Origin of the sequence: Paenibacillus silvestris (assembly GCF_009882985.1) — a bacterium.
Lineage (GTDB): Bacteria > Bacillota > Bacilli > Paenibacillales > NBRC-103111 > Paenibacillus_E > Paenibacillus_E silvestris.
The window spans coordinates 173,863-194,506 of record NZ_WTUZ01000022.1; the positions used below are offsets into that span (position 1 = coordinate 173,863).

Below are 20,644 nucleotides of genomic sequence, written 5' to 3' on the forward strand. Positions count from 1 at the left end.
CGATTGCCTGCTTTTAATAAAAAAAAGCCCAAACAAGGGCTTTTTATTCTATCCCAACAATATATCTAATACTGTTCCTAGTTAGCCGCGTGACTTACGCTTAAGAATATGGCACTCAGCATACGGGAGGGGCAATCCATGATGTTAACTTCTCTTTTTACAAAGATCTATATGGCGATGTCCGGATTCAAAAATAACGTGCTGCAATTATCTGGAAATCCTGATATTCTAGAGGATGAAGCCGTAGCTGGGACGAGGATCGACATGGATGAGTTCCCAGATTTACTGCACGATATTTCGTCTATTTTCGAAAAAGGATTGAGTGAGCAGGAGATTATGATTGCTCAACATACAATTGAAGCCTTAAGTATTAATGGAACAACGAAGTTTCACTATATTGTTCGTATGAATGCTGAGGTCTTGGGAATGACCATTATTGCGGTTCGCGATCGGCCGACGAGTGCTGTCCTGTGTTTTGTCACAGAGGAGAAGATTGCTTATCACATTCAAGGGGTTATTTCCGTATTCCATTTGCCAGAAAATCAAGTACTGCAGTAGTTGGAAACGGAACGGATACCTATCGAAAGGCGATGATTAGATTGACTTATCCAATTCGGGTAAGAGCGTGTGCGCTTATTATCGAAAATGAGGCTGTTCTGCTTGTTGAGTTTGAAGACGAAGACGGGATTCATTACAATCTTCCCGCAGGTGGCGTTGAGTCAGGGGAATCGGTCATAGAAGCTGTGAAGCGGGAGGCCTGGGAAGAAGCAGCTGTGGATGTAGAAGTTGGGCCGCTTGCTTTTGTTTCCGAGCATGCCCCGCATTTGATTACAACTTACGAAAGTAATTCACCGCATGGTTTAAGCTTGATGTTCGATTGCAAGATAAAAGAAGGTTCCCAGCCGACTCTCCCGGCGAATCCCGATATGAATCAAGTAGGTGTCAGATGGGTTTCATTGTCTGAGCTGGACAGCATTGTACTCTATCCGAATATCAAGCATCTTATTAAGGATTACGCTCGGGATCGGAATAGGAATATTGAACTAGTTGAGGAGTACAAGCTTGCGATAAACTAATAGGAATACAACCCGCCGATGCATACCAATGCTCGGTTTTTTTAATTTAGAATAATATTCGACAATATATGCAATTTGTTAAAAATAGCGATGTATTTAATCAATTTATTATGTGAAAATAAAATTCCGTATGATAAGCTTTACTAGGATCGCTTTTTATTTGCGAGATTGTTGAGGAGGGATAGTTTGATAAGAAATCTACAAAGAGTAGGTATAATGTTCATTTGTTTCTTGCTCGTTTTTGGAACGATGTTAGGGCAAAAGACAATGGCCGCAAGTCAGCAGCCAGGTGATCAGCACAGCGTAATTCCTAATGAGCCTATTACAGGCGCAGTTTTTGGAAATGGCGTGTATGTCGCAGTGGGCTACTACGGCAAAATTTTGAAGTCTAGCAATGGGGTCGATTGGCAAATAGCCGCGGATAAATCGCGTCTTGACATCACGTATACCGGTGTTGCTTACGGAAGCGGTCAATTCGTTGCTGTCGGGGATCAAGGGACGGTAATGACGTCGCCTGACGGAAATACATGGACGCAGCGCGATTCTACGATATCAACCAGAATTGATAGAGTTGCTTATGCCGGGATGAACAACGTCAACAAGTTCTTCGCGGTTACAACTGGTGGCAAGGTGATTATTTCTTCGGATGGTATTGTATGGTCGTCGATGCCGAACGGAGTGGGCAACAATAATCTGACCTCTATAGCTGTCAGCAACACTGCGATTGTTATTGGCGATTCCGGCGGTAATGTACATACGTCTACAGATGGAAGTACTTGGTCTAAGCATACGAAGCTTCAGGGTTCATTTTTTATCAATTCTGTGCTGAGCCTAAATAATCGTTTTTATGCTAATGATGCTTTGGGATCAAGTTATACATCCGTTGATGGAATTAACTGGTCTAGTCCATTCAGAGCAGCCGGCAACACGTCGAGTCAAATATTTGGAGGCTTATACGATAACTCCAAATATTACTTGTTTGGCTATGATGGGTCATCTTATGGCGGTATTTTTACATCGACGGATGGTACTAGTTTTCAACAGCAAGCCAAAGGATCCACCATGACAGCTCAAAATGCCTTCTATGCAAATGGCGTATATATGCAGCTTGGTAATGACGGTATTGTGGTTTCAACTGATGGAACGAATTGGCAATATCCGTATGGGGGATCATTTGCCAATGTGATCTATGATGGAACTCACTATCTTGCCGTTGGGCGCAATGGGAATGATGGCTTCATTAAAGGGTCAACTGACGGCATTAATTGGTCCAAGGTTAATTTGAACTTGGTTCCTGCGTTGACTTCCATTGTTTATGTTAATAGCAAGTATGTTGCTGTTGGTAATTCGGGAACGGTAGTCACTTCAAACGATGGCATGAATTGGACAGTAAATCCCACCGCAATTTCGGATTACAAACTCACTTCGGTCACCTATGGCAATGGGGTATTCATTGCAGTTGACGAAATCGGTACCATTTATAAGTCAATGAATGGAGCGACTTGGACACCAGTTAGAGACGATTTGATTGATTACCACGGTTTGCAGTTCGTTTCCTATACAAATGGAAAATTCTATGCCGTTGGAGATTATGATACTTATCTGGAGTCGACAGATAATGGGGATAGTTGGCATGCAGTTGCTTCTACTGCGGTTTCGTCCGCAGCTTTCTTTAACATCAATATTATACAGCAGGCGGATATTCCGGTAACGCTGATCAACACACTGAAGAGCATCAGTGTCAGCAACAAGGGTACGGTTTTGACGCTAGGTACTGATTTTGCTGTGTCCGGTAGTGTTGTAACACTGAAAAAAGAGTTTTTGTCTCAACTGGCTGAAGGATGGCAGACGTTTACTTTTCATTCGAGTAATGGAGCATTGCAGACGCTGGTTGTGAATGTAAAAAACACTTCCGATGCACTAGATAAGGCAACAAACGTGAAACTGTCGAATGCTGGAGTCGCCACTTGGAATCCAGTGATAGGCGCAGCAGGCTATGAAGTACAGCTGTACCGCAATGGATCAGTCTGGGGCAGCGCAGTTCTGACGAGCGCCGGTACTCTAAGTGCAGATTTCCTTACCGTTATGCGTTCAGCAGGCGCGGGGAGTTACACTTTTAAAGTAAAGGCAAAAGGAAATACGGTTAACTACAAGGATGGGCAGCAATCAGCCGCTTCGAATAGTGTAGAGGTTGTAAAAGCTCCAGTTGAGGACGGAACGGCTAACAAAGCGGGAACTTTTCAAAATGCAAACTTCAACATCGATGTGAAAGCATTAAATGGAGCAGTAGTGACAGCGACAGTAGGAACTCAGAATGTTCTAGAGTCAGTAACAAGTGTACCTGCGGATTCTAACGGGAATGCAACACTTCCCATTGACATCTCAAATCTAGCAGAAGGCAACTACAATATTGTGATTGCTTTTACTGGAACTGACCGTTTGTCTGAAGAATTAATAGTACCGTTCACGAAGGACATAACTGCACCTTCTGCAGCAACGGAAGACGGAACGGCTAATAAAGCAGGGACAACTCAGAATGCGAATTTCAGTATTGTCGTCAATGCCGAAAATGATGCTACTGTGACAGCAAAGATTGGCGGTACGAATGTGCTGCTAGTTGGAACTGCCATAAAAGCAGCTAATGGGAAAGCAACGCTTCCGATTGATCTAGCGAAGCTTGCTGAAGACAGCAATGACAATGATATTGACAATGACATTGTCATTATTGTGACTGACGTAGCAGGAAACGCATCAGTACCACTGACGGTAGTCGTCACGAAAGATACGACAGCGCCGATCAAACCTATCGAAGACGGATCAGCAGACAAAACAAACACGACCCAGAACACCAATTTCAACATCATCGTAACCGCAGAAAACGGGACAACGGTGACAGCGAAAATAGGAAGCACGAATGTGCTGCAGTCTGTTTCGGAAGTAACGGCGGCGAATAATAAAGCCTTGCTGCCGATTGATCTAACAAAGTTGGTAGAAGGACCGAACAGTATCGGAATCGTGGCGACAGATGAAGTTGGCAACACGTCCGCTACCTTGACGATTACTGTCAATAAGGATACGAAATCTCCAGATGATCCAACGGAAGACGGCACGGCCAACAAAGCCGGAACGACTCAGAACACGAACTTCAGTATTATCGTAAACGCTGAAGTGGGTTCAGAAGTGACCGCGAAAGTGGCAGGTGTGAACGTCCTAGAGTCAGGAGAAAGTGTAAAGGCTGTTGGTGGCAAAGCAACGTTGCCTATTAATTTTAGAAAGCTAGCTGAAGGTTCTAATGAGATCGATGTTATCGCAACAGATGCTATAGGCAATGCTTCAAATCCTTTGAAAGTTGCTGTAGCTATAGACACGACTGCGCCAGCTGATCCTACGGAAGATGGAACAGCAAACAAGGCGGGTACGAGCCAGAACGCAAACTTCAACATCATCGTAAATGCCGAATCAGGGGCAGCGGTGACGGCGAAAGTAGGCGGCACCAGTGTTCTGCAATCGAGTGTGACAGGTACAAATGGTAAAGCAACATTGCCTATTGATCTCTCACTCCTCACAGAAGACGTAAACAATATTGAGATTGTTGCAACAGATGGTATGGGTAATGCCTCCGGCACATTGACAGTACCTGTAACCAAGGATACGTCACCGCCGGCTGTACCGGTCGAAGACGGATCAGCAGACAAAGCAAACACGACGCAGAAAACCAATTTCAACATCATCGTAACCGCTGAAAACGGGACAACGGTGACAGCGAAAATAGGAAGCACGAATGTGCTGCAGTCTGTTTCGGAAGTAACAGCGGCGAATAATAAAGCCTTGCTGCCGATTGATCTAACAAAGTTGGTAGAAGGACCGAACAGTATCGTAATCGTGGTGACAGATGCCGTTGGCAACACATCCATTCCCTTGACGATTACTGTAAATAAGGACACAAGTCCACCGGATGCTCCAACGGAAGACGGCACGGCAAACAAAGCAGGAACAACTCAGAACGCGAACTTTAACATTTTCGTAAATGCAGAAGTGGGCTCAGAAGTGACAGCGAAAGTGGGAGGCGTGAACGTCTTACAGTCAGGGGCAAGTGTAAAAGCTGTCGGTGGCAAAGCAACGTTACCTATTGATTTTACAAAGCTAGCTGAAGGATCTAATGAGATCGATGTTGTCGCAACAGATGCTATAGGCAATGCTTCAAGTGTTTTGAAAGTTGCTGTAACTATAGACACGACTGCGCCAACTGATCCTACGGAAGATGGAACAGCAAACAAAGCGGGTACGACCCAGAAAGTAAACTTCAACATCATCGTAAATGCAGAATCAGGAGCAGCGGTGACAGCAAAAGTAGGCGGCACTAATGTTCTAGAATCAGGAACGAGTGTGACAGCTGTAAATGACAAAGCAACGCTTGGCATTGATCTCTCACACCTTACAGAAGGCGTAAACAACATTGAAATTGTTGCGACAGATGGTATGGGAACGGCTTCAGGCACATTGACAGTAGCTGTAACCAAGGACACGGCACCGCCAGCAGTGCCTGTCGAAGACGGAACAGCCGACAAAAATAACACATCACAAACGGATAACTTCAACATTATCGTTGATACGGAAACGGGCGCTACGGTAACGGCGAAAGTCGGAAGCACGAATGTCCTGCAATCCGGAACGGATGTAACGGCAGTAGGCGGTAGAGCGATTCTTCCAATTGACTTGTCGAAGCTAGCTATGGGTGACAATGATATTGAGATCGTTGCAACGGATGCCATTGGCAATTCATCAGTACCTTTAACAGTCAAAGTTACTCGCGAACTAAGTTCAAATGCTGATTTGAGTGCTTTGGTTGTTAGTAGTGGAACCTTGAATGAGACTTTTGCAGCTGATACGAAAAGCTACACGTTAAGCGTAGCAAACAACGTCGAGAGCATAACGATTACGCCAACGACGGCAGATGCCGGTGCGAGTGTAACTGTAAAAGGCCAAACGGTAGTAAGCGGTCATGCAAGTGCGGATGTTGCGCTTAATGTTGGCGTAAATCGTATTGAAGTTGTGGTGACTGCCGTTAATCAAACGACGAAAACGTACACGATCGATGTAACGAGAATTAGCAACAACGCGCTTCTTACAGACTTGAAGGTCGATCAAGGGACGCTAACACCGAATTTCTCAGCTTCACAACTTCAATATCAAGTGGAAGTATCTAATACAGTTTCAAGTCTCAATATGAAATTAGAAAAAGCTGAACCTAGTGAAACAATTACTGTAACGGGTGCAACTTATGCAACTGTAACAGGCAATGTTTATATCTACAGTGTTTCAAATTTAAACGTTGGCTCTAATACGATTAACATCGTAGTAACTGCACAAGACGGTACGACAAATAATACGTACAGCCTAACGATTGAACGTATAAGTGACAACGCGGACTTGAGCAGTTTGACGCTTTCGAGCGGAGCGTTGACGCCGGCATTTGTTTCCGGACAAACGAGTTATACCGCCAATGTTGCAAACGGGACATCGAGTCTTACGGTAACTGGCAGTACGGCTGATAGTCATTCGACAATGACCATAAACGGGACACAAGTCTTGAATGGTCAAGCTAGTGGAATGATCAATTTAACTGTCGGGGCCAATACGATCACGATCATCGTGACAGCGCAGGACGGGACATCGAAGATTTATACAATTAACGTGAATCGCGCTTCTCAGGATAATGATGATGATGGAAGTCCATCACCAGCTACGCCTTCCTTTGTGACTGGAACAAACGGTCAATTAACGCTTCTTGTAGGTCAATCAGGAGAAGTTAGTCTAGGTGATTCAATTACCATTTCCATTCCTCCGGGAGCAGCGATGAAAGAACTGAAATTATCGATTGAAAAATTAGTGAACACTCAAAATTTGATTTCGGCTAAAGACGTTCTCCTTAGTCCAATCTTTGAGATTTTGAAAAACTTCTCGGAGAACTTCAGTAAACCGGTCACATTAAGCTTTGCTTTTAACCCATCAGCTGTACAAAAGGATCAAAGACCAGCTGTCTTCTACTTTGACGAAGTTCAGAAGAAATGGGTGGAAGTCGCTGGGGGTACTGTAAATGGAGATCGGATTACGGTATCGGTGAATCACTTTACGAAATTTGCGGTATTCGCTGTCGGACCATCCGAACCAACGAAGGAGCCATCTGGTGACCCTGCTTTCCGTGATACGGCAGGACATTGGGCAGAGGTTAGCATCAAAAATGCGGTTAACGGAGGCATCGTAAGCGGATATCCGGATGGCACGTTTAAGCCGGATTCAACCGTAACTCGCGCTGAATTCGCGGTTATGCTCATGAATGCATGGAAACTGCAAGGCGAAGGTGCGCAACTTACCTTCACAGACAATGGCAAAATCGGAGCTTGGGCACAACAAGCTATCGCAAAAGCAGTCAAAGCAGGCATCATTCATGGTTATGAGGACGGCAGTTTCCGTCCAGATGCACAAATAACACGTGCCGAAATGGCCGTGATTATCGCAAACGCAATGGGAGCATCGACTACTGCTGGTGCCGCTACTGGCTTCTCGGATGACGGGAATATTCCGGCATGGGCCAAAGACAGCGTTGCTTTCGTGAAGCAAGCGGGTATTGTGCAAGGCAGAGACAAGAATACGTTTGCTCCGCAAGCTAACGCAACTAGAGCTGAATCTGTCGTGGTTCTGTTAAAAGCGTTGGAACAAAAGAACAAGTAGCAAGAACTGAAGGAACCCAGCCTAATTGGCTGGGTTTTTTTTTCAACAGAGCTCAAAGGAGAAATAACTGCATTTTCTACTGTTAAAAATGGCGCTAAGAGAGGGGGGATGGAATAGAAGGAATTCCTCCAGCTAATTCGACCAAAGCTACCCTATTTATAAAAAAACCAGGAGAATAGCAGGGATATTTCCATCTAATTCCATATAATTAGCCCGTTTGAACAAATTAACCGTATTATTTCCATGTAAAATTTATTGAGGGAGCTGTGCATTGGAAGGCTTCAAATTTTCAGCCGTCGTCCCACCAATCCACAGCTCCCCCTGGATGCGAATATGCTCACACGGCAGCGTAGGATTCGCGATACGCCAGAGCATGCGATCAGCCGCCCGGTAGCCGGTCTCGCGAACGGACAGGAGCGGCCGGGTGAACTCCGGCAGGGAAGCGGGCTGCTCATTGAGCATACCGATGAGGGAGATGTCCTCGGGAATGCGCAGCCCCAGCTCGGTGCAGAGCTGATACACCGCCGGGACCTCGCCATCGACGCCGCAGATCAAGGCAGTGGGCGCGTGGCGAAGCAGCTTGGCGCGCAGGTCTTCCAGCCAATGCGGATTCGTATTCCGCGCATCAATGGAATGCAGGCGGGGATCGATGGCCGCCTCAAATTCATTCATGGCATGCTGGAACGCCTGCCAACGCAGTATAAACCCACGTTGTTGATGCGTATCGCCAACATACATGATATGGACGTGCCCGATGGACCGCAGGTAGGCAACGGCTTGGAAAGTCGCTTCATAGATGTCCCAGATGACGCTGTCTACTTTGGTGCCGAGCGGTGGATAGCTCAGCAGAATCTTGGGGATCGGCAGCTTGAGGAGCTCATCCTCCCAAGATTTGGGCGTCAGGCTGGGAGCGATGAAGATGCCGTCGGTGTAGGCAATGCCACGCTCTTCCAACCAGCCAGACATCTCACTGCTGCGGATGGAGGTCGGCAGCATACAGACTTCGATGTGATGGCCGAAAGAGGCGAAGCGATCCTGCAAGCCGCCAATTAAACGCGCATGATAGTTTAAGGATGCTTCCGTTTGAGCAAGCAGAAATCTCATTTTTTCCACAGGGTAAGGAGAAATGTGCTCAGCGCGCAGGCTGCGAATTTGATCCTTGGTGAAATATCCTCGCTGCTCCATCGTTTCGAGAATGAGCTGACGGGTCGTTTCGGACATGCCGGGCTTGCCTTTCAAAGCTTTGGAGACGGTTTGTACGGTTAGCCCAAGCTCTTTGGCGATTGTTTTTTGAGTTACGTCTTTTCGTATAGGCACGTGATTCCACCTCGTAGTTAGCATGTTGCATCTTGGTTTCTATCGTACCATGATCGCTTTTTTGATTAAACTAAAATTAAACTAGTTTCACTTTCAGGCCGGACTATAATGAAGGTATTAGATCATGTGGAGGTAGAACAAATGGCTAAACCTACGACACAAACCATGACAGTTTCATCTGAACTTCCGATTTCCTATACCCCAGACGTCGTCGTTGTTGGAGGCGGGGCAACAGGTGTTGCCGCTGCCATGGCAGCGGCACGCAATGGCGCAGACACACTGCTGATTGAGCAGCGAGGTTATCTGGGCGGTATGGGGACGGCTGCCTTGGTACCTGCATTTTGCCCATACTCAGATGGCGAGAAGCCCATCATTCGTGGGATTGGTCTGGACCTTCTTAACGAGATGAAGCGGGAAGCAGGAGACGCATTCCATGAGCGTTTCAAGGAACAACTGGACTGGGTGCCAATCGATGTTGAAACGCTGAAACGTGTGTATGATCAGCAAGTTTTGGAAAGCGGTGCCAAAATTTTGTTCCACACCGTTGCGGACCAAGTGCTGCTTGAAGGCGACCGCATTAGTGGTCTGGTGATCAGCAATAAATCTGGACGCTCTGTCGTTCAAGCTAAGTTGTACATTGATGCAAGTGGGGACGCGGATTTGGCGGCATTAGCCGGAGTACCGTTCCAGACAGGCGGCGAAAATGGCGAGCTTCAGCCAGGAACGATGTGCTATCTCGTGACGGGAGCAGATAAAGCGCGTTTTGATCAGTTCTGCCAGGACTCGGGGCAATCCAAGCAGCTCGACAAAACGATTGTGGAGGCCCAACAAAACGGAGATCTCCCAGAAGGCCGCAAACGCGTGTCTGGTATCGCATGGATTACAGATGCTATTGCTGGATTTAATTTTGGTCATATTTTCGGCATAGATGGTACGAGCGCGGAAGATTTGACGTATGCGGCTATTGAAGGGCGCAAGCTGATTGATGTACAAATTAAATTCCTGCGCAAATATGTGCCAGGGTTCGAAAATATCCATCTGGTGCACTCTGGCGATCAAATTGGTATTAGAGAAACGCGCCGTATAGCAGGTGACTACACGCTTGTTGTGGATGATTTTATCTCCATGAGGACGTTCGAAGATGATATTGCGCGTAATGCGTACTTTATCGATATTCATCTTGCCAATGCCAGCAGTACCATGGTGATCAAACATTTGCCTAAAGGGAAATCGCATGGTGTTCCATACCGCTGTATGCTGCCACAGGGTAAATCCAACCTTATCGTCGCTGGTCGCTCTGTTTCGTCGGACCGTCCTGTTCAAGGTTCGCTGCGCGTAATGCCGAACTGCTTTGCTATGGGGCAAGCGGCTGGTACGGCTGCGGCAATGGCGAGTGTGACAGGCGCCGGTTTCCGTGAGGTGAACATTCCAGAGCTTCAGCGCAAGTTGGTCGAGCAGGGGGCATGGCTGGGCGAAAATCCTGGCAAAGTAGAAGCAGTTACTGTCGCCTCCGGTCACATTGAATACGACGAGGAAAGCAATTAATTCGAAGAGAAGATGGTCTAGAAGATCGTCCCAGGCCTGCCTTTGGCAGCAGGGGGCGATTTTTTTTGATCACCGTCTATTTCGAACACGCAGACTAGCAAGTATACTAGAAGAATAGGATAAGGGAGGTGCATTCGACATGTTTCGACTCGTAATCGTAGATGATGAACCTACTGTGAGGCATGGATTAATGTCCTATTTTGAATGGGATAAATATGGCATTGAGGTTGTTGGCGAAGCTGATGATGGGGACGTGGGTCTGGAAGTGATTGAGAGCCTCAAACCGGATATTGTTCTAACGGATGTTCGCATGCCGCAGATGGATGGGATTCGTCTCTCACATGCAATTAAAGCACGTTTTCCGACCATGAAAATCGTGTTTGTGAGCGGTCATGACGATGCTGATTATTTGAAATCAGCCCTCAAGGTTAATGCGGTGGATTATATATTTAAACCTGTCGATCGGTTGGAACTGGCAGCTGTTGTCGAGCGGGTCGTAAGTGAACTAAAAGAAGCGGAGCAAGAACGGACTTATATCGTTGATATGCAGGTAAAACTAACCCAAAGCATGCCTTTGCTGCGTGAAAAGTTCCTGATGTCATTAATTCGGGATGGCATTCCGCACCCAGGCAGAATCAAGGATCGGCTTGACTTTCTGGGGCTCGTACTGCCTAGCGAAGCGGTTTATTGGACGATTGTTGTGAAGATTGATGATAGTGATCAGGTTGTAGCGACACGCACGGAGAGGGATCAGCAGCTGTTATCTTACTCTATTTTGAATATTATCCAGGAAATTATCGGGAAATATATGCAGGGTTATGCTTTTGAGAATCGCAATGGCGAATATGTGGGCATTCTGAGAATGGGCGAAGAGGATAACCAGGAGGAGATGCTGCTCGCTGTTGCTGAAGACATTAGGGATAGTTTGCTTAAGTGGCTGAAAATAAGTGTTACCATTGGCGTAGGTGAGCGAATTTCTGAGTTGGCTGCTTTACCGCAATCGTATAATCAGGCACAAGAGGCTGCAGATCACCGTTGGTATTTGGGGAAAAATCGCATCATTTCCATTGACCATTTGGAACATGATAATGAAAGCGTGTACCGTTTTGATGCTGCGCAGGGAGAACGTATTATATCAGTGGTCAAATCATCGGATAAAACAGCGCTGCATGCCGAGTTGGATGAGGTGTTCATTCCGCTTTCTCAGAACCGCAGGTTAGGATTCTCGAACGGACGAAACGTGAGCTTGCAATTAATTTTGCTGACAAGCCGGCTTTTGCAAGAGCTGAATATGCTCGGACCCGACATGGAGAAGAAGGAACGAGACTTGTGGGAACGCATTTTTAAACAAGAACGGATGGCAGATTTGCGTCAAATTGTGGAAGAGCACCTTCTACAGGTTTGTGAAAGTATTGAGGAGAAGCGCAAAGGGAAGCCGAAAAATGTCATTGAACGCATTCATACCTTGATCGAACAGCGTTATGCCGAGAATTTGCAGATTGGGGATATTGCCAAAGAGGTCTATTTGTCATCCACCTATATGTGCTTGCTGTTCAAGCAGGAGACAGGTGAGACGATTAATGAGTTTCTGACCAAGGTGAGAATTGAGAAAGCGAAGGAGCTGCTGAGTGATCCCCGCAATAAATTTTATGAGGTTTGTTTTCTGGTAGGTTATTCGGACCCCAGTTATTTCAGCAAGTTGTTCAAGAAATACGTCGGACTTACGCCAAGCGCATACCGTGACCAGATGATATAAAGAGGGTGCCAATCGATGAAACGGCTGCTTGTTAATGGTTGGAATTATGTGCTGCTGCTCGCAAACGGTGTGATGGCTGCAAAGTATTGGCTGCTAGGTTATGTGCTGTTTATCCTCATTCCTGCGGCTGTTTTGCTTGTCGTGCATACCCAGAGGTCCTCGCACATCTTAGAAGAGGAAGTAACGAACACGATGCTGCAAACGCTTAAGCAAGCGAGCATCAACCTGGATTTTCAATTCGATTCGGTCCGAGATACATCCAATACCTTATTTATGAATCCGAAATTGGCGGAATATTTGAATCGGACAGCCACGATCGATCAGCAGCTGGAATCTCTGAAGGAGCTGCGCTTTTTGGTAGATAGTGCAGAGACGAATACCAATGTATTTCGGGTTCGTTTGTTCGTGAATGGAGATCGCTTGTTTACGAGCGAGCGGATTAACTTTTTTACACAGGAAAGTCTAGAGAGCTGGCCTTGGTATGAAAAGGTGATGAATTCAGGGGGCGCTATCGTATGGTCGGGCGCATATTTGGAATCATTTATCGATAGCGGTCCGGCCTATATTTTCTCTGCTGCCCGTATGCTTAGAGATTTGCATGATTTCGATCAAATTTCCGGTGTACTGCTAATTGATGTAGCTGAGAAAACGATTACCGACATTTTGAATCAAATTAAGTTGACCAAAGAGGGCAATATTTATTTGATTGCGGACGACGGCCAGATCATATCGCATAAAGATAAGTCGTTGCTGGGTCAAAAAATGATAGAAAGCGAGCCGATGACTTCGATTGCTCAGCATGATGAAGGCGTCGTTCGTCTGCTCGATGATAAAAATCCGCGTTTTGCCATCTATACGAAGGTGGCCTCTACAGGATGGAAGCTTGTTGCCGAAGTGCCGCAATCGGAGATCAGCTCGCGGGCTGTAGCTTTGAACCAGTTTTCTGGGGTAGCGACGATTTCGACGGTGACTATTTTGTTTCTTCTGCTTGTGTTTATCCTTCTGGCCATGATCGTTCGCAACATGAATCGGCGCATTCAAACAGTCATCAGGACGATTAAACGAGGCGGCATTGAAAGTCTGGATGACCGTACATTTAACACTGGCGGCGACTTTAAGCTGCTTGAAAATAGTGTGGATCACCTCATCCACAGAGTCCATGGTTTGATGGAGGAGACCTATCAATCCAAAGTGCAGGAGCGGGAAGCACAGCTTCGCGCCTTACAAGCGCAGATTAATCCGCATTTCTTGTACAACACACTGGATACGATTAATTGGATCGCCATTGGTCATAATGCGCCAGAAATTTCGAATATGATTAATGGTTTGGCCAAATATTTCAGGCTTAGTCTCAACAAAGGCAGAGACCTGGTCAGTGTGACCGATGAACTCAATTTGGCTAAAGTTTATTTGGAAATCCAGCAAAGCCGGTTCCCTAAGAGCTTTGATGTCCACTTCGACATCGATGATGGACTCGATGACTTGGAGATGCCCAAGCTGACACTGCAACCGATTGTCGAGAATGCACTTCTGCATGGGATTCGCAAATCCAAGGGCAAGACTGGCACCATCCTCATCGGAGCGAAGAAAGAGGACGGAGTTCTGATACTTTCTGTTACGGACGATGGCATCGGCATGGATGAAGAGCTTGTGCAGAGCTTGCTGACGAAACCTCGTCCTTCGATGAAATCGGACGGTTCCGGAAGCTCGTACGGACTGTACAACGTTAACGAAAGGATCAAACTGTTCGCTGGTGATCACTATGGGCTTGGCATTCACTCCACGCTGGGGGAGGGAACGACCGTCACGGTGCGCATCGCTTATAAAGAAGTCGCCTCTTAGGGGCGGCTTTTTTAGGTGGGCGGCGAGGTGTAACCGCTCTGGGTCTCCCACTACATTTCCTCAAAAACCATAAGATTGCACCAGAAACAGAAATATTACCATCTACATTTCATTTGTGCCCACCGATATAATTGTTCTATAAGAACACGGAGGTGAGCCATTCATGCGTACAACACGAGCAGAGATAGAGCTGCAAACAGCTCACGCCAAGCCAATAACCAAAGGTAGTGGCCGTTTGAAGCTGATCCTGAGCAATTATGATATGTATTTGCTACTTGTGCCCGGACTGATCTTTTTGTTGCTGTTCAAATATGCGCCGATGTACGGCATTGTAATTGCCTTTCAGGACTTCAACATCTTCGACGGGTTTACCGGGAGTAAATGGGTAGGGCTCGATCAATTCGAGAAGCTGATTCATTCGGAAGAGTTTTATCAGGTTTTCATCAACACGCTGCTGATCAGCTTGTACAAGATTGTGCTGCTTTTCCCAATACCGATCATCATCGCGCTTTTCCTAAATGAGGTACGCAAAGTCTTTTTCAAAAAGACGATTCAGACCATTATTTTCCTCCCGCATTTCTTATCATGGGTCATCATCTCGGGGTTGTTCATTAACATTCTGTCCCCAACAGGCGGTCTGGTGAACAATGTGATTCAGTGGTTCGGGGGCGAGCCGATATCCTTTTTCCTGGACAACCAGTTTTTCCGAAGTGTCGTTGTATTTACAGCAGGTTGGAAGGAGTCTGGATGGAACGCCATCATCTTCATCGCAGCAATCGCAGGAATTGAGCAAGAGCAGTATGAAGCAGCTTCTATTGATGGTGCGGGCCGTATCCGACAAATGCTTTACATTACGCTGCCTGGCATTGTGCCAACCATCATTTTGATCTTGATTTTACGCTTGGGGTACTTGCTTGAGGCGGGTACGGAGCAAATTTTGACCATGTACAATTCGGTTGTTTATTCATCTGGCGATGTCATCGGCACTTTCGTGTACCGGCAAGGTCTCGGCCAGCAGGACTATAGCTTTAGTACAGCGGTCGGCCTGTTCAACTCCGTTGTTGGGTTCATCCTGATCGTAGCCGGCAACGAACTGAGCAAAAAGCTAATCAAGCGCAGCATCTGGTAGGAGGCGTAAACAAACATGCACAAGAAAACGATTGGCGATTGGTCGCTGGATTTCTTCATTTATCTCGTATTACTACTATGCGGATCAGCTACTTTGCTGCCGTTGGCTAATATTTTATCCAAAGCCATAAGTGATGAATCAGCCGTAGTTTCCGGCAAAGTAGGTATTATTCCCATTGGCTTTCAGCTCGATACGATGAAATATGTCGTGTCCTCCAGCCAGTTTCTACATTCGATTGGGATTTCACTGCTGATTACGATTGTGGGTACCTTTCTGGCGATTCTGATCACAGCTTTAACAGCCTATCCATTGTCTAAAAGGCACCTGCCAGGCATTTCCTTCATTATGCTGCTGTTCATTTTCACGATGATGTTCAATGGTGGTATCATACCGAACTACTTGCTGATGAAGCAGCTTCATCTGATTAATAGCCTTTGGTCCATCATGCTGCCGGCCCTGATCAGTGTCTTTAACATGCTGGTGATCAAAAGTTATTATGAATCTTTGCCAGAAGCTTTAGAAGAGTCGGCCAAAATGGACGGAGCCCGCAACTTCACGATTCTTTTCAGAATCATTATTCCGCTCAGTGTTCCTGTTATCGCAACGATCGCACTTTTCTATGCCGTATATTTCTGGAATGATTATTTCCATCCGATGCTCTACATCAACGACGCAGGTTTGAAGCCCCTGCAGCTGTACTTGCGCGATATTGTGATGGATGCGGACAGCTCTAATGCCGTGAACAAAAGCGTAGACGACATGATGAACGTTTCACCGGAAGGCATTCGTGCGGCAACGGTTATCGCTTCCATTATTCCGATGCTGCTCGTGTATCCTTATTTGCAAAAGCATTTTGTCAAAGGCGTTCTGATCGGCTCTGTCAAAGGGTGAAAGAGCATTAATGCCCATGATGCTAGCGTCAAGGGTTTAATGATATAGTATATACAATTACTAGGGAGGTTTGCACATGTTAAAAAGATACAATAAAGTCATGCTTTTAACGCTCGCAGCAAGCTTATCGGTTACTTCACTTGTCGCTTGTTCTTCCAAAAGCAATACGCCAGCAGGCAGCAACACAGCTCCGGCAAGTGCAGCGCCAGCAGCAACGACAGCTGGACCAAAGCCAGAATTGAAATCGCTTCAAATTTGGCAGAAGGACGACTATAACACGTACCCGGTTGCGAAATTCCTAGAAGAGAAAACAGGCTACAAAGTGCAATATGATATGCTCCCTCAGGATAAAGCGGCAGACAAGCTAAACATTCTCATTGCTTCCGGCGAACCTTATGATGCTGTTACAACAGGAGGAACGACAGATTTCAAGGCATTATTTGCCGATTATGCGAAAAAAGGCGCGTTGACAGACCTGGGACCTCTCATTGATAAATTCGGACCGAACATTAAAGCATCCGTTGATCCAGCCGTGCTGGAAGCCGCTAAAGTAGACGGTAAATTATATGCGATTCCAACCAAAACGATTTCGTTCGCAGGTGAGAGCTTGTATGTGAGACAGGACTGGCTCGACAAAGTAGGCATGAAAGCCCCGACAACATTGGATGAGTTGGTTGCTGTTTTGAAAGCGTTTAAAGAGAAAGATCCCGGAGGAAACGGCGATAAAAACATACCATTAACGATTAAAAGTGAGGCAATGTTCATTAATAACATCGCTGGTGCTTTCGGTATGCCGCTTTTCTGGAACGATGTGAACGGCAAGCTGACGCCACGCGTTCTGGACCCTGCTTTCAAAGATTATGTGACATTTGCGAGTGATCTTTTCAAACAAGGGCTGCTTGATAAGGAGTTTGCTGCTAACAAAGATGCTACGGCCAAAGAGAAATTTACAAGCGGTAGAGCGGGAATGATCATGATACACTGGGCTGATGTTCCTGTGATTAACGATGCTCTTGTGAAAAATAATCCTAACGCGAAAGCGAATTATATCCCTGCGCTGAAAGGCAAAGACGGAAAAGTCGGTTTGAGCGCTGCGACAGGTTTTGACCGCATTACCTTCATTCCTAAAGCGTCTAAACATGCGGAAGATGCTATCAAATGGATGAATGCGAAGCTGGAGCCTGCAACATTTAAAGAAATGGCGATTGGCCAAGAAGGTAAGCATTACACATTCAAAGACGGCGCTTATACGCCAATTCAACCGATTTTTACGGATGAGCGCAACCAAGCGAACAATTTCTTGATGGGTACTGATGATAAAAACTATCCAACTTACTGGCAGGCACGTGTTCGTAAAGATATGCGTTTATTCGATGCTTGGAACTTCATGAACACGATTGAACCAGAGAGTACAAGAATCAAAGATCCATTAGGCCTTGCTCCGTACTTGCCTGAGTTCTCGAAAAATTTCCAACAATTGAACACGATGGTGGGAGACTACACGACGAAGCTGATTTTCGGGGCGGAGCCTATTAGCGGAATTGAGGCTTTCCAAGCGAAATTCAAATCGTCCGGCGGAGATGCCAGCTACAAAGAAGTCAATGATTGGTATGCGACGGCCAAAAAATAAACAAAGCTGAGCCCAGAAGAGAACGTGCCCTGCATTCACTTGCTGCATGTTCTCTTCTTTTATGCGGATCATGGAGGAAGCCAAATGAAATTCAAGAATCAGCCCAAATGGCAGGGAAAAAGCTGGTGCACGCTAGGGGACAGCATATCTGCTGCAGGTGGTTATCAACCATTGGTAGGTGCAGCGTTAGGGTTTTCCGCCATTCTGAATGAAGGCAAAAGCGGATGCCCGCTCACAGCGGGAGGAGACCGCGATTACGGGGCGACCGTGCATGTCGGCAGGCAGATGGAGCCCGTGTACGATTGTGTGACCATCTTTGCGGGAACGAATGATTTTCGGCTGGATAAACCGATTGGAAGCAAGGAAGAGCGGGATATTCATACATTTTATGGAGCATATGTTACCTTGGTGGAGGATATTCTAAGCAAAAATCCGGCTTGCCGCCTTAATTTGTGGACACCGCTGCAAAGGGATAAAGACGGTTTCGACATTGATTCTGTGAATGTGAAGGGCCATCGCTTGGCAGACTATGTCGAGGTTATTCAGGCGATTGGCGTCGAGTACGCGCTTCCTGTGCTGAACTTGTACGCGGAGAGTGGCTTCAATCGCTTCACGCTGGGCTTTCTGAGCAGTGATCGGCTGCATCCGAATCAAGAGGGATTTAAACGAATTGCCGCTATGGCGATTCCTTTTCTTGAGCGTATTTAGCGCTGGCTGGTATGAGCGCTGGAGACAATAGAAGTGCCTGAGGGATTGTTTCCTCAGGCACTTTTTGGGTGGACGCCGTGGTGCCCGTAGAAATGGGGATCTGGCTGGAAACCGCGTAACTGTTTAGCGGTGAATACTTGCACTTAACGCCGATTCCTCCTGCTATTTTCCACAAATGTACCACTTTTCGCCAAGTAGCTGGATTTTCTCCCGCTAATCTCGCCGTATCGGGCGGATTTCGTCCTACCACCCACGATTAGCTGGAGCAACTACCGTTATTCCGTTCCCTGCTACCGAGCAGAGTGGATTAACGGTATTTTTTCCAGCTATTTCAGCCGCTGAGGCGCATAAGTGAATTACTCGCACTTAATGCCGAATAGGTGAGCCCAATCCCGGCCCCTATTTATAAGCGTCAAACGTCCGCTTGACGAGAAGGATCGCCTGCTCGCGCGTCGTGCTCCCAAGCGGGTCAATGCGCCCTCCGCCAACGCCATTCATGATGGCGTGGTTGACGGCGAACCGGACCGCATCAAGCGCCCACGGCGCGATGAAGTCGCTGTCGGCAAGGCCGCCGAAGCTGCTGATGTTCAGCGTGGCGGCAGGCTTCGCCGCCTTCACAGCACGCATCAGCATGACGCACAGCTCTTGCCGTGAAATGCTCGCGTCCGGCGAGAAGCTGGTCGCGGATACGCCCGTGACAATGCCCAGCTGGAACGCCTTCAGCACGTCGACGTTCACCGTATCCGTGAATGGATTCGGCGAAGCCGCAGCTGCTGGTTTGCTGCTGAGCGCTTCGTAAAGCTTCACGGCGATGCCGGCGAACTGCTCCCGAGTGATCGGCTGCTGATAGTTGCCAAGCACCGACGGTGTCGTGAGCGATGCAGCAATGGCCAGCTTGAGATCAGCTTTGGCCCAGTCGCTTGAGCCTTTGACTGCCTCTTCGAGTAAGGCCTCAATGCTCGGCTGACCGGCATCTCCTTGCGTGCCGCCTTTGATGATCGGCCCGAGTCCATCGGGGATCTTCACGCCTACGGCGGGCTTAAGATCGATGACGGGAACCTTGGTAATCACTTTGTTTTTACCAACGAGAACAGGGATTTGAACGACAGGATTAATTTTATCTACAATAACTAGACCGTCACGAGGGGCTTTGTTCCAAATGAAGACCGTCTCCACCCCAGGTATGACATTGTCCGGCAGCGTATACTGATCAATAACCGGCGTTACGGTATAGGCATATAACGTATTCTTATTTTTATTCGTCGCTTTATCGACGGTTGCCAGGGGCCCGAAATCACCTGCTCTATTTTGCACATTAAAATATTTGGTGCCATCCGGACCATCGCGTTTGATCACGTAGGAAGATTCCATGTTGGAGTTATCGTTCCAGGTAAGTGTCACCGAGCCGTCATCATTGGCGGAAGCTTGGAAATCGCTGGTTTCCCCCGGCTGCATGACCTTGAAAGGCCCTTCAGTCCGCTCCAAATAAGTGTCAGAGCCCAGGATGGGGACATAATGCACCTTAACGCGAATCGTCACTGAGGTGATGGAAGGATCGATCGGTAGGTGGAATGAAGCGCTAACCGGCATGGTTTTCAGCTCCAATACATTATGCCAGTTAATATTGTCGGTCGAATAAAACATTTCGAAGGAAGCTACATTGGTTCCTATGGCTCTGTCATCACTAAAGGATACTGGGACGTCTGCGCCAGCGATTAAATAAGGATCATTGCCCCCAATGAAGAAATATTGCATTTGGACCTGCGCATGAGCGCGCGGAGTTGGCAGTACGAAACAGAAAGCCAAAATAAAGACGGTCAATAAGGAAATCATCTTTTGCTTAAGACGCATAGACATGTGCTCTCCTCCACTAATTGTTCATTATTTTCTAGCTTTATATGCGATATGAACAGATGTTTCTCTCTTGCCTCCGTGTACTAACGATATATCAATAGGAAGATTGGCACTACTATCCTATGGTATATTTTGGTATGATACCTTCGTATAAAAATCCTAAC

The 20,644-nt window shown here is 46.8% G+C and carries 12 protein-coding genes; 10 read left to right on the top strand and 2 right to left on the bottom strand.

Going from position 1 to position 20,644, the window contains the following annotated elements:
- Positions 1-138 precede the first annotated feature (138 nt).
- The 3 genes from GQF01_RS21325 (at position 139) to GQF01_RS21335 (ending at position 7,808) form a co-directional block, all read left to right on the top strand.
- Positions 139-558 carry a hypothetical protein gene (locus tag GQF01_RS21325; RefSeq protein WP_161408716.1) on the top strand — a complete coding sequence of 140 codons (420 nt, stop codon included), beginning with the start codon at positions 139-141 and terminating at the stop codon, positions 556-558.
- A 41-nt stretch (positions 559-599) separates the two neighbouring features.
- Complete coding sequence (locus tag GQF01_RS21330; RefSeq protein WP_161409876.1) at positions 600-1,076, top strand: NUDIX domain-containing protein; 477 nt, start codon at positions 600-602, stop codon at positions 1,074-1,076.
- 186 nt (positions 1,077-1,262) lie between these two features.
- Positions 1,263-7,808 carry a cadherin-like beta sandwich domain-containing protein gene (locus tag GQF01_RS21335; protein WP_161408717.1) on the top strand — a complete coding sequence of 2,182 codons (6,546 nt, stop codon included), beginning with the start codon at positions 1,263-1,265 and terminating at the stop codon, positions 7,806-7,808.
- A 252-nt stretch (positions 7,809-8,060) separates the two neighbouring features.
- On the opposite strand, the gene GQF01_RS36665 is transcribed toward GQF01_RS21335, so the two are convergent.
- Positions 8,061-9,125: a LacI family DNA-binding transcriptional regulator gene (locus GQF01_RS36665; RefSeq protein ID WP_161408718.1), complete on the bottom strand. Its 1,065-nt coding sequence runs from the start codon at positions 9,123-9,125 to the stop codon at positions 8,061-8,063.
- A 141-nt stretch (positions 9,126-9,266) separates the two neighbouring features.
- Here GQF01_RS36665 and GQF01_RS21345 point away from each other — a divergent pair, with 141 nt between their 5' ends.
- From GQF01_RS21345 to GQF01_RS21375, 7 genes are all read left to right on the top strand, one after another.
- The gene (locus GQF01_RS21345; RefSeq protein WP_202556580.1) at positions 9,267-10,670 is read left to right on the top strand and encodes an FAD-dependent oxidoreductase; all 1,404 of its coding nucleotides are present in this window, start codon (positions 9,267-9,269) and stop codon (positions 10,668-10,670) included.
- A gap of 139 nt (positions 10,671-10,809) precedes the next feature.
- On the top strand, positions 10,810-12,426 hold the full coding sequence (locus GQF01_RS21350) for a response regulator (RefSeq protein ID WP_161408719.1): 1,617 nt from the start codon (positions 10,810-10,812) through the stop codon (positions 12,424-12,426).
- A gap of 15 nt (positions 12,427-12,441) precedes the next feature.
- Positions 12,442-14,268 carry a cache domain-containing sensor histidine kinase gene (locus tag GQF01_RS21355; RefSeq protein WP_161408720.1) on the top strand — a complete coding sequence of 609 codons (1,827 nt, stop codon included), beginning with the start codon at positions 12,442-12,444 and terminating at the stop codon, positions 14,266-14,268.
- Between the two features lie 163 nt (positions 14,269-14,431).
- A complete protein-coding gene (locus tag GQF01_RS21360) occupies positions 14,432-15,397 on the top strand; it encodes an ABC transporter permease (RefSeq protein ID WP_161408721.1) in 966 nt (321 codons plus the stop codon).
- Positions 15,398-15,412: 15 nt separating this feature from the next.
- Positions 15,413-16,288: a carbohydrate ABC transporter permease gene (locus GQF01_RS21365; protein WP_161408722.1), complete on the top strand. Its 876-nt coding sequence runs from the start codon at positions 15,413-15,415 to the stop codon at positions 16,286-16,288.
- Between the two features lie 76 nt (positions 16,289-16,364).
- Positions 16,365-17,918: an extracellular solute-binding protein gene (locus tag GQF01_RS21370; protein ID WP_161408723.1), complete on the top strand. Its 1,554-nt coding sequence runs from the start codon at positions 16,365-16,367 to the stop codon at positions 17,916-17,918.
- Between the two features lie 84 nt (positions 17,919-18,002).
- A complete protein-coding gene (locus tag GQF01_RS21375) occupies positions 18,003-18,626 on the top strand; it encodes an SGNH/GDSL hydrolase family protein (RefSeq protein WP_161408724.1) in 624 nt (207 codons plus the stop codon).
- A 399-nt stretch (positions 18,627-19,025) separates the two neighbouring features.
- Here the strand turns inward: GQF01_RS21375 and GQF01_RS21380 are convergent, their stop codons facing one another.
- Complete coding sequence (locus GQF01_RS21380; RefSeq protein WP_161408725.1) at positions 19,026-20,483, bottom strand: S-layer homology domain-containing protein; 1,458 nt, start codon at positions 20,481-20,483, stop codon at positions 19,026-19,028.
- Positions 20,484-20,644 lie beyond the last annotated feature (161 nt).

Excerpts from the sequence above, each read along its gene's own strand:
- GQF01_RS21345 (WP_202556580.1), top strand. The coding sequence starts at position 9,267 with ATGGCTAAACCTACGACACAAACCATGACAGTTTCATCTGAACTTCCG.
- GQF01_RS21380 (WP_161408725.1), bottom strand. The coding sequence starts at position 20,483 with ATGTCTATGCGTCTTAAGCAAAAGATGATTTCCTTATTGACCGTCTTT.
- GQF01_RS21355 (WP_161408720.1), top strand. The coding sequence starts at position 12,442 with ATGAAACGGCTGCTTGTTAATGGTTGGAATTATGTGCTGCTGCTCGCA.
- GQF01_RS21375 (WP_161408724.1), top strand. The coding sequence starts at position 18,003 with ATGAAATTCAAGAATCAGCCCAAATGGCAGGGAAAAAGCTGGTGCACG.
- GQF01_RS21325 (WP_161408716.1), top strand. The coding sequence starts at position 139 with ATGATGTTAACTTCTCTTTTTACAAAGATCTATATGGCGATGTCCGGA.
- GQF01_RS21350 (WP_161408719.1), top strand. The coding sequence starts at position 10,810 with ATGTTTCGACTCGTAATCGTAGATGATGAACCTACTGTGAGGCATGGA.
- GQF01_RS21365 (WP_161408722.1), top strand. The coding sequence starts at position 15,413 with ATGCACAAGAAAACGATTGGCGATTGGTCGCTGGATTTCTTCATTTAT.
- GQF01_RS21360 (WP_161408721.1), top strand. The coding sequence starts at position 14,432 with ATGCGTACAACACGAGCAGAGATAGAGCTGCAAACAGCTCACGCCAAG.
- GQF01_RS21370 (WP_161408723.1), top strand. The coding sequence starts at position 16,365 with ATGTTAAAAAGATACAATAAAGTCATGCTTTTAACGCTCGCAGCAAGC.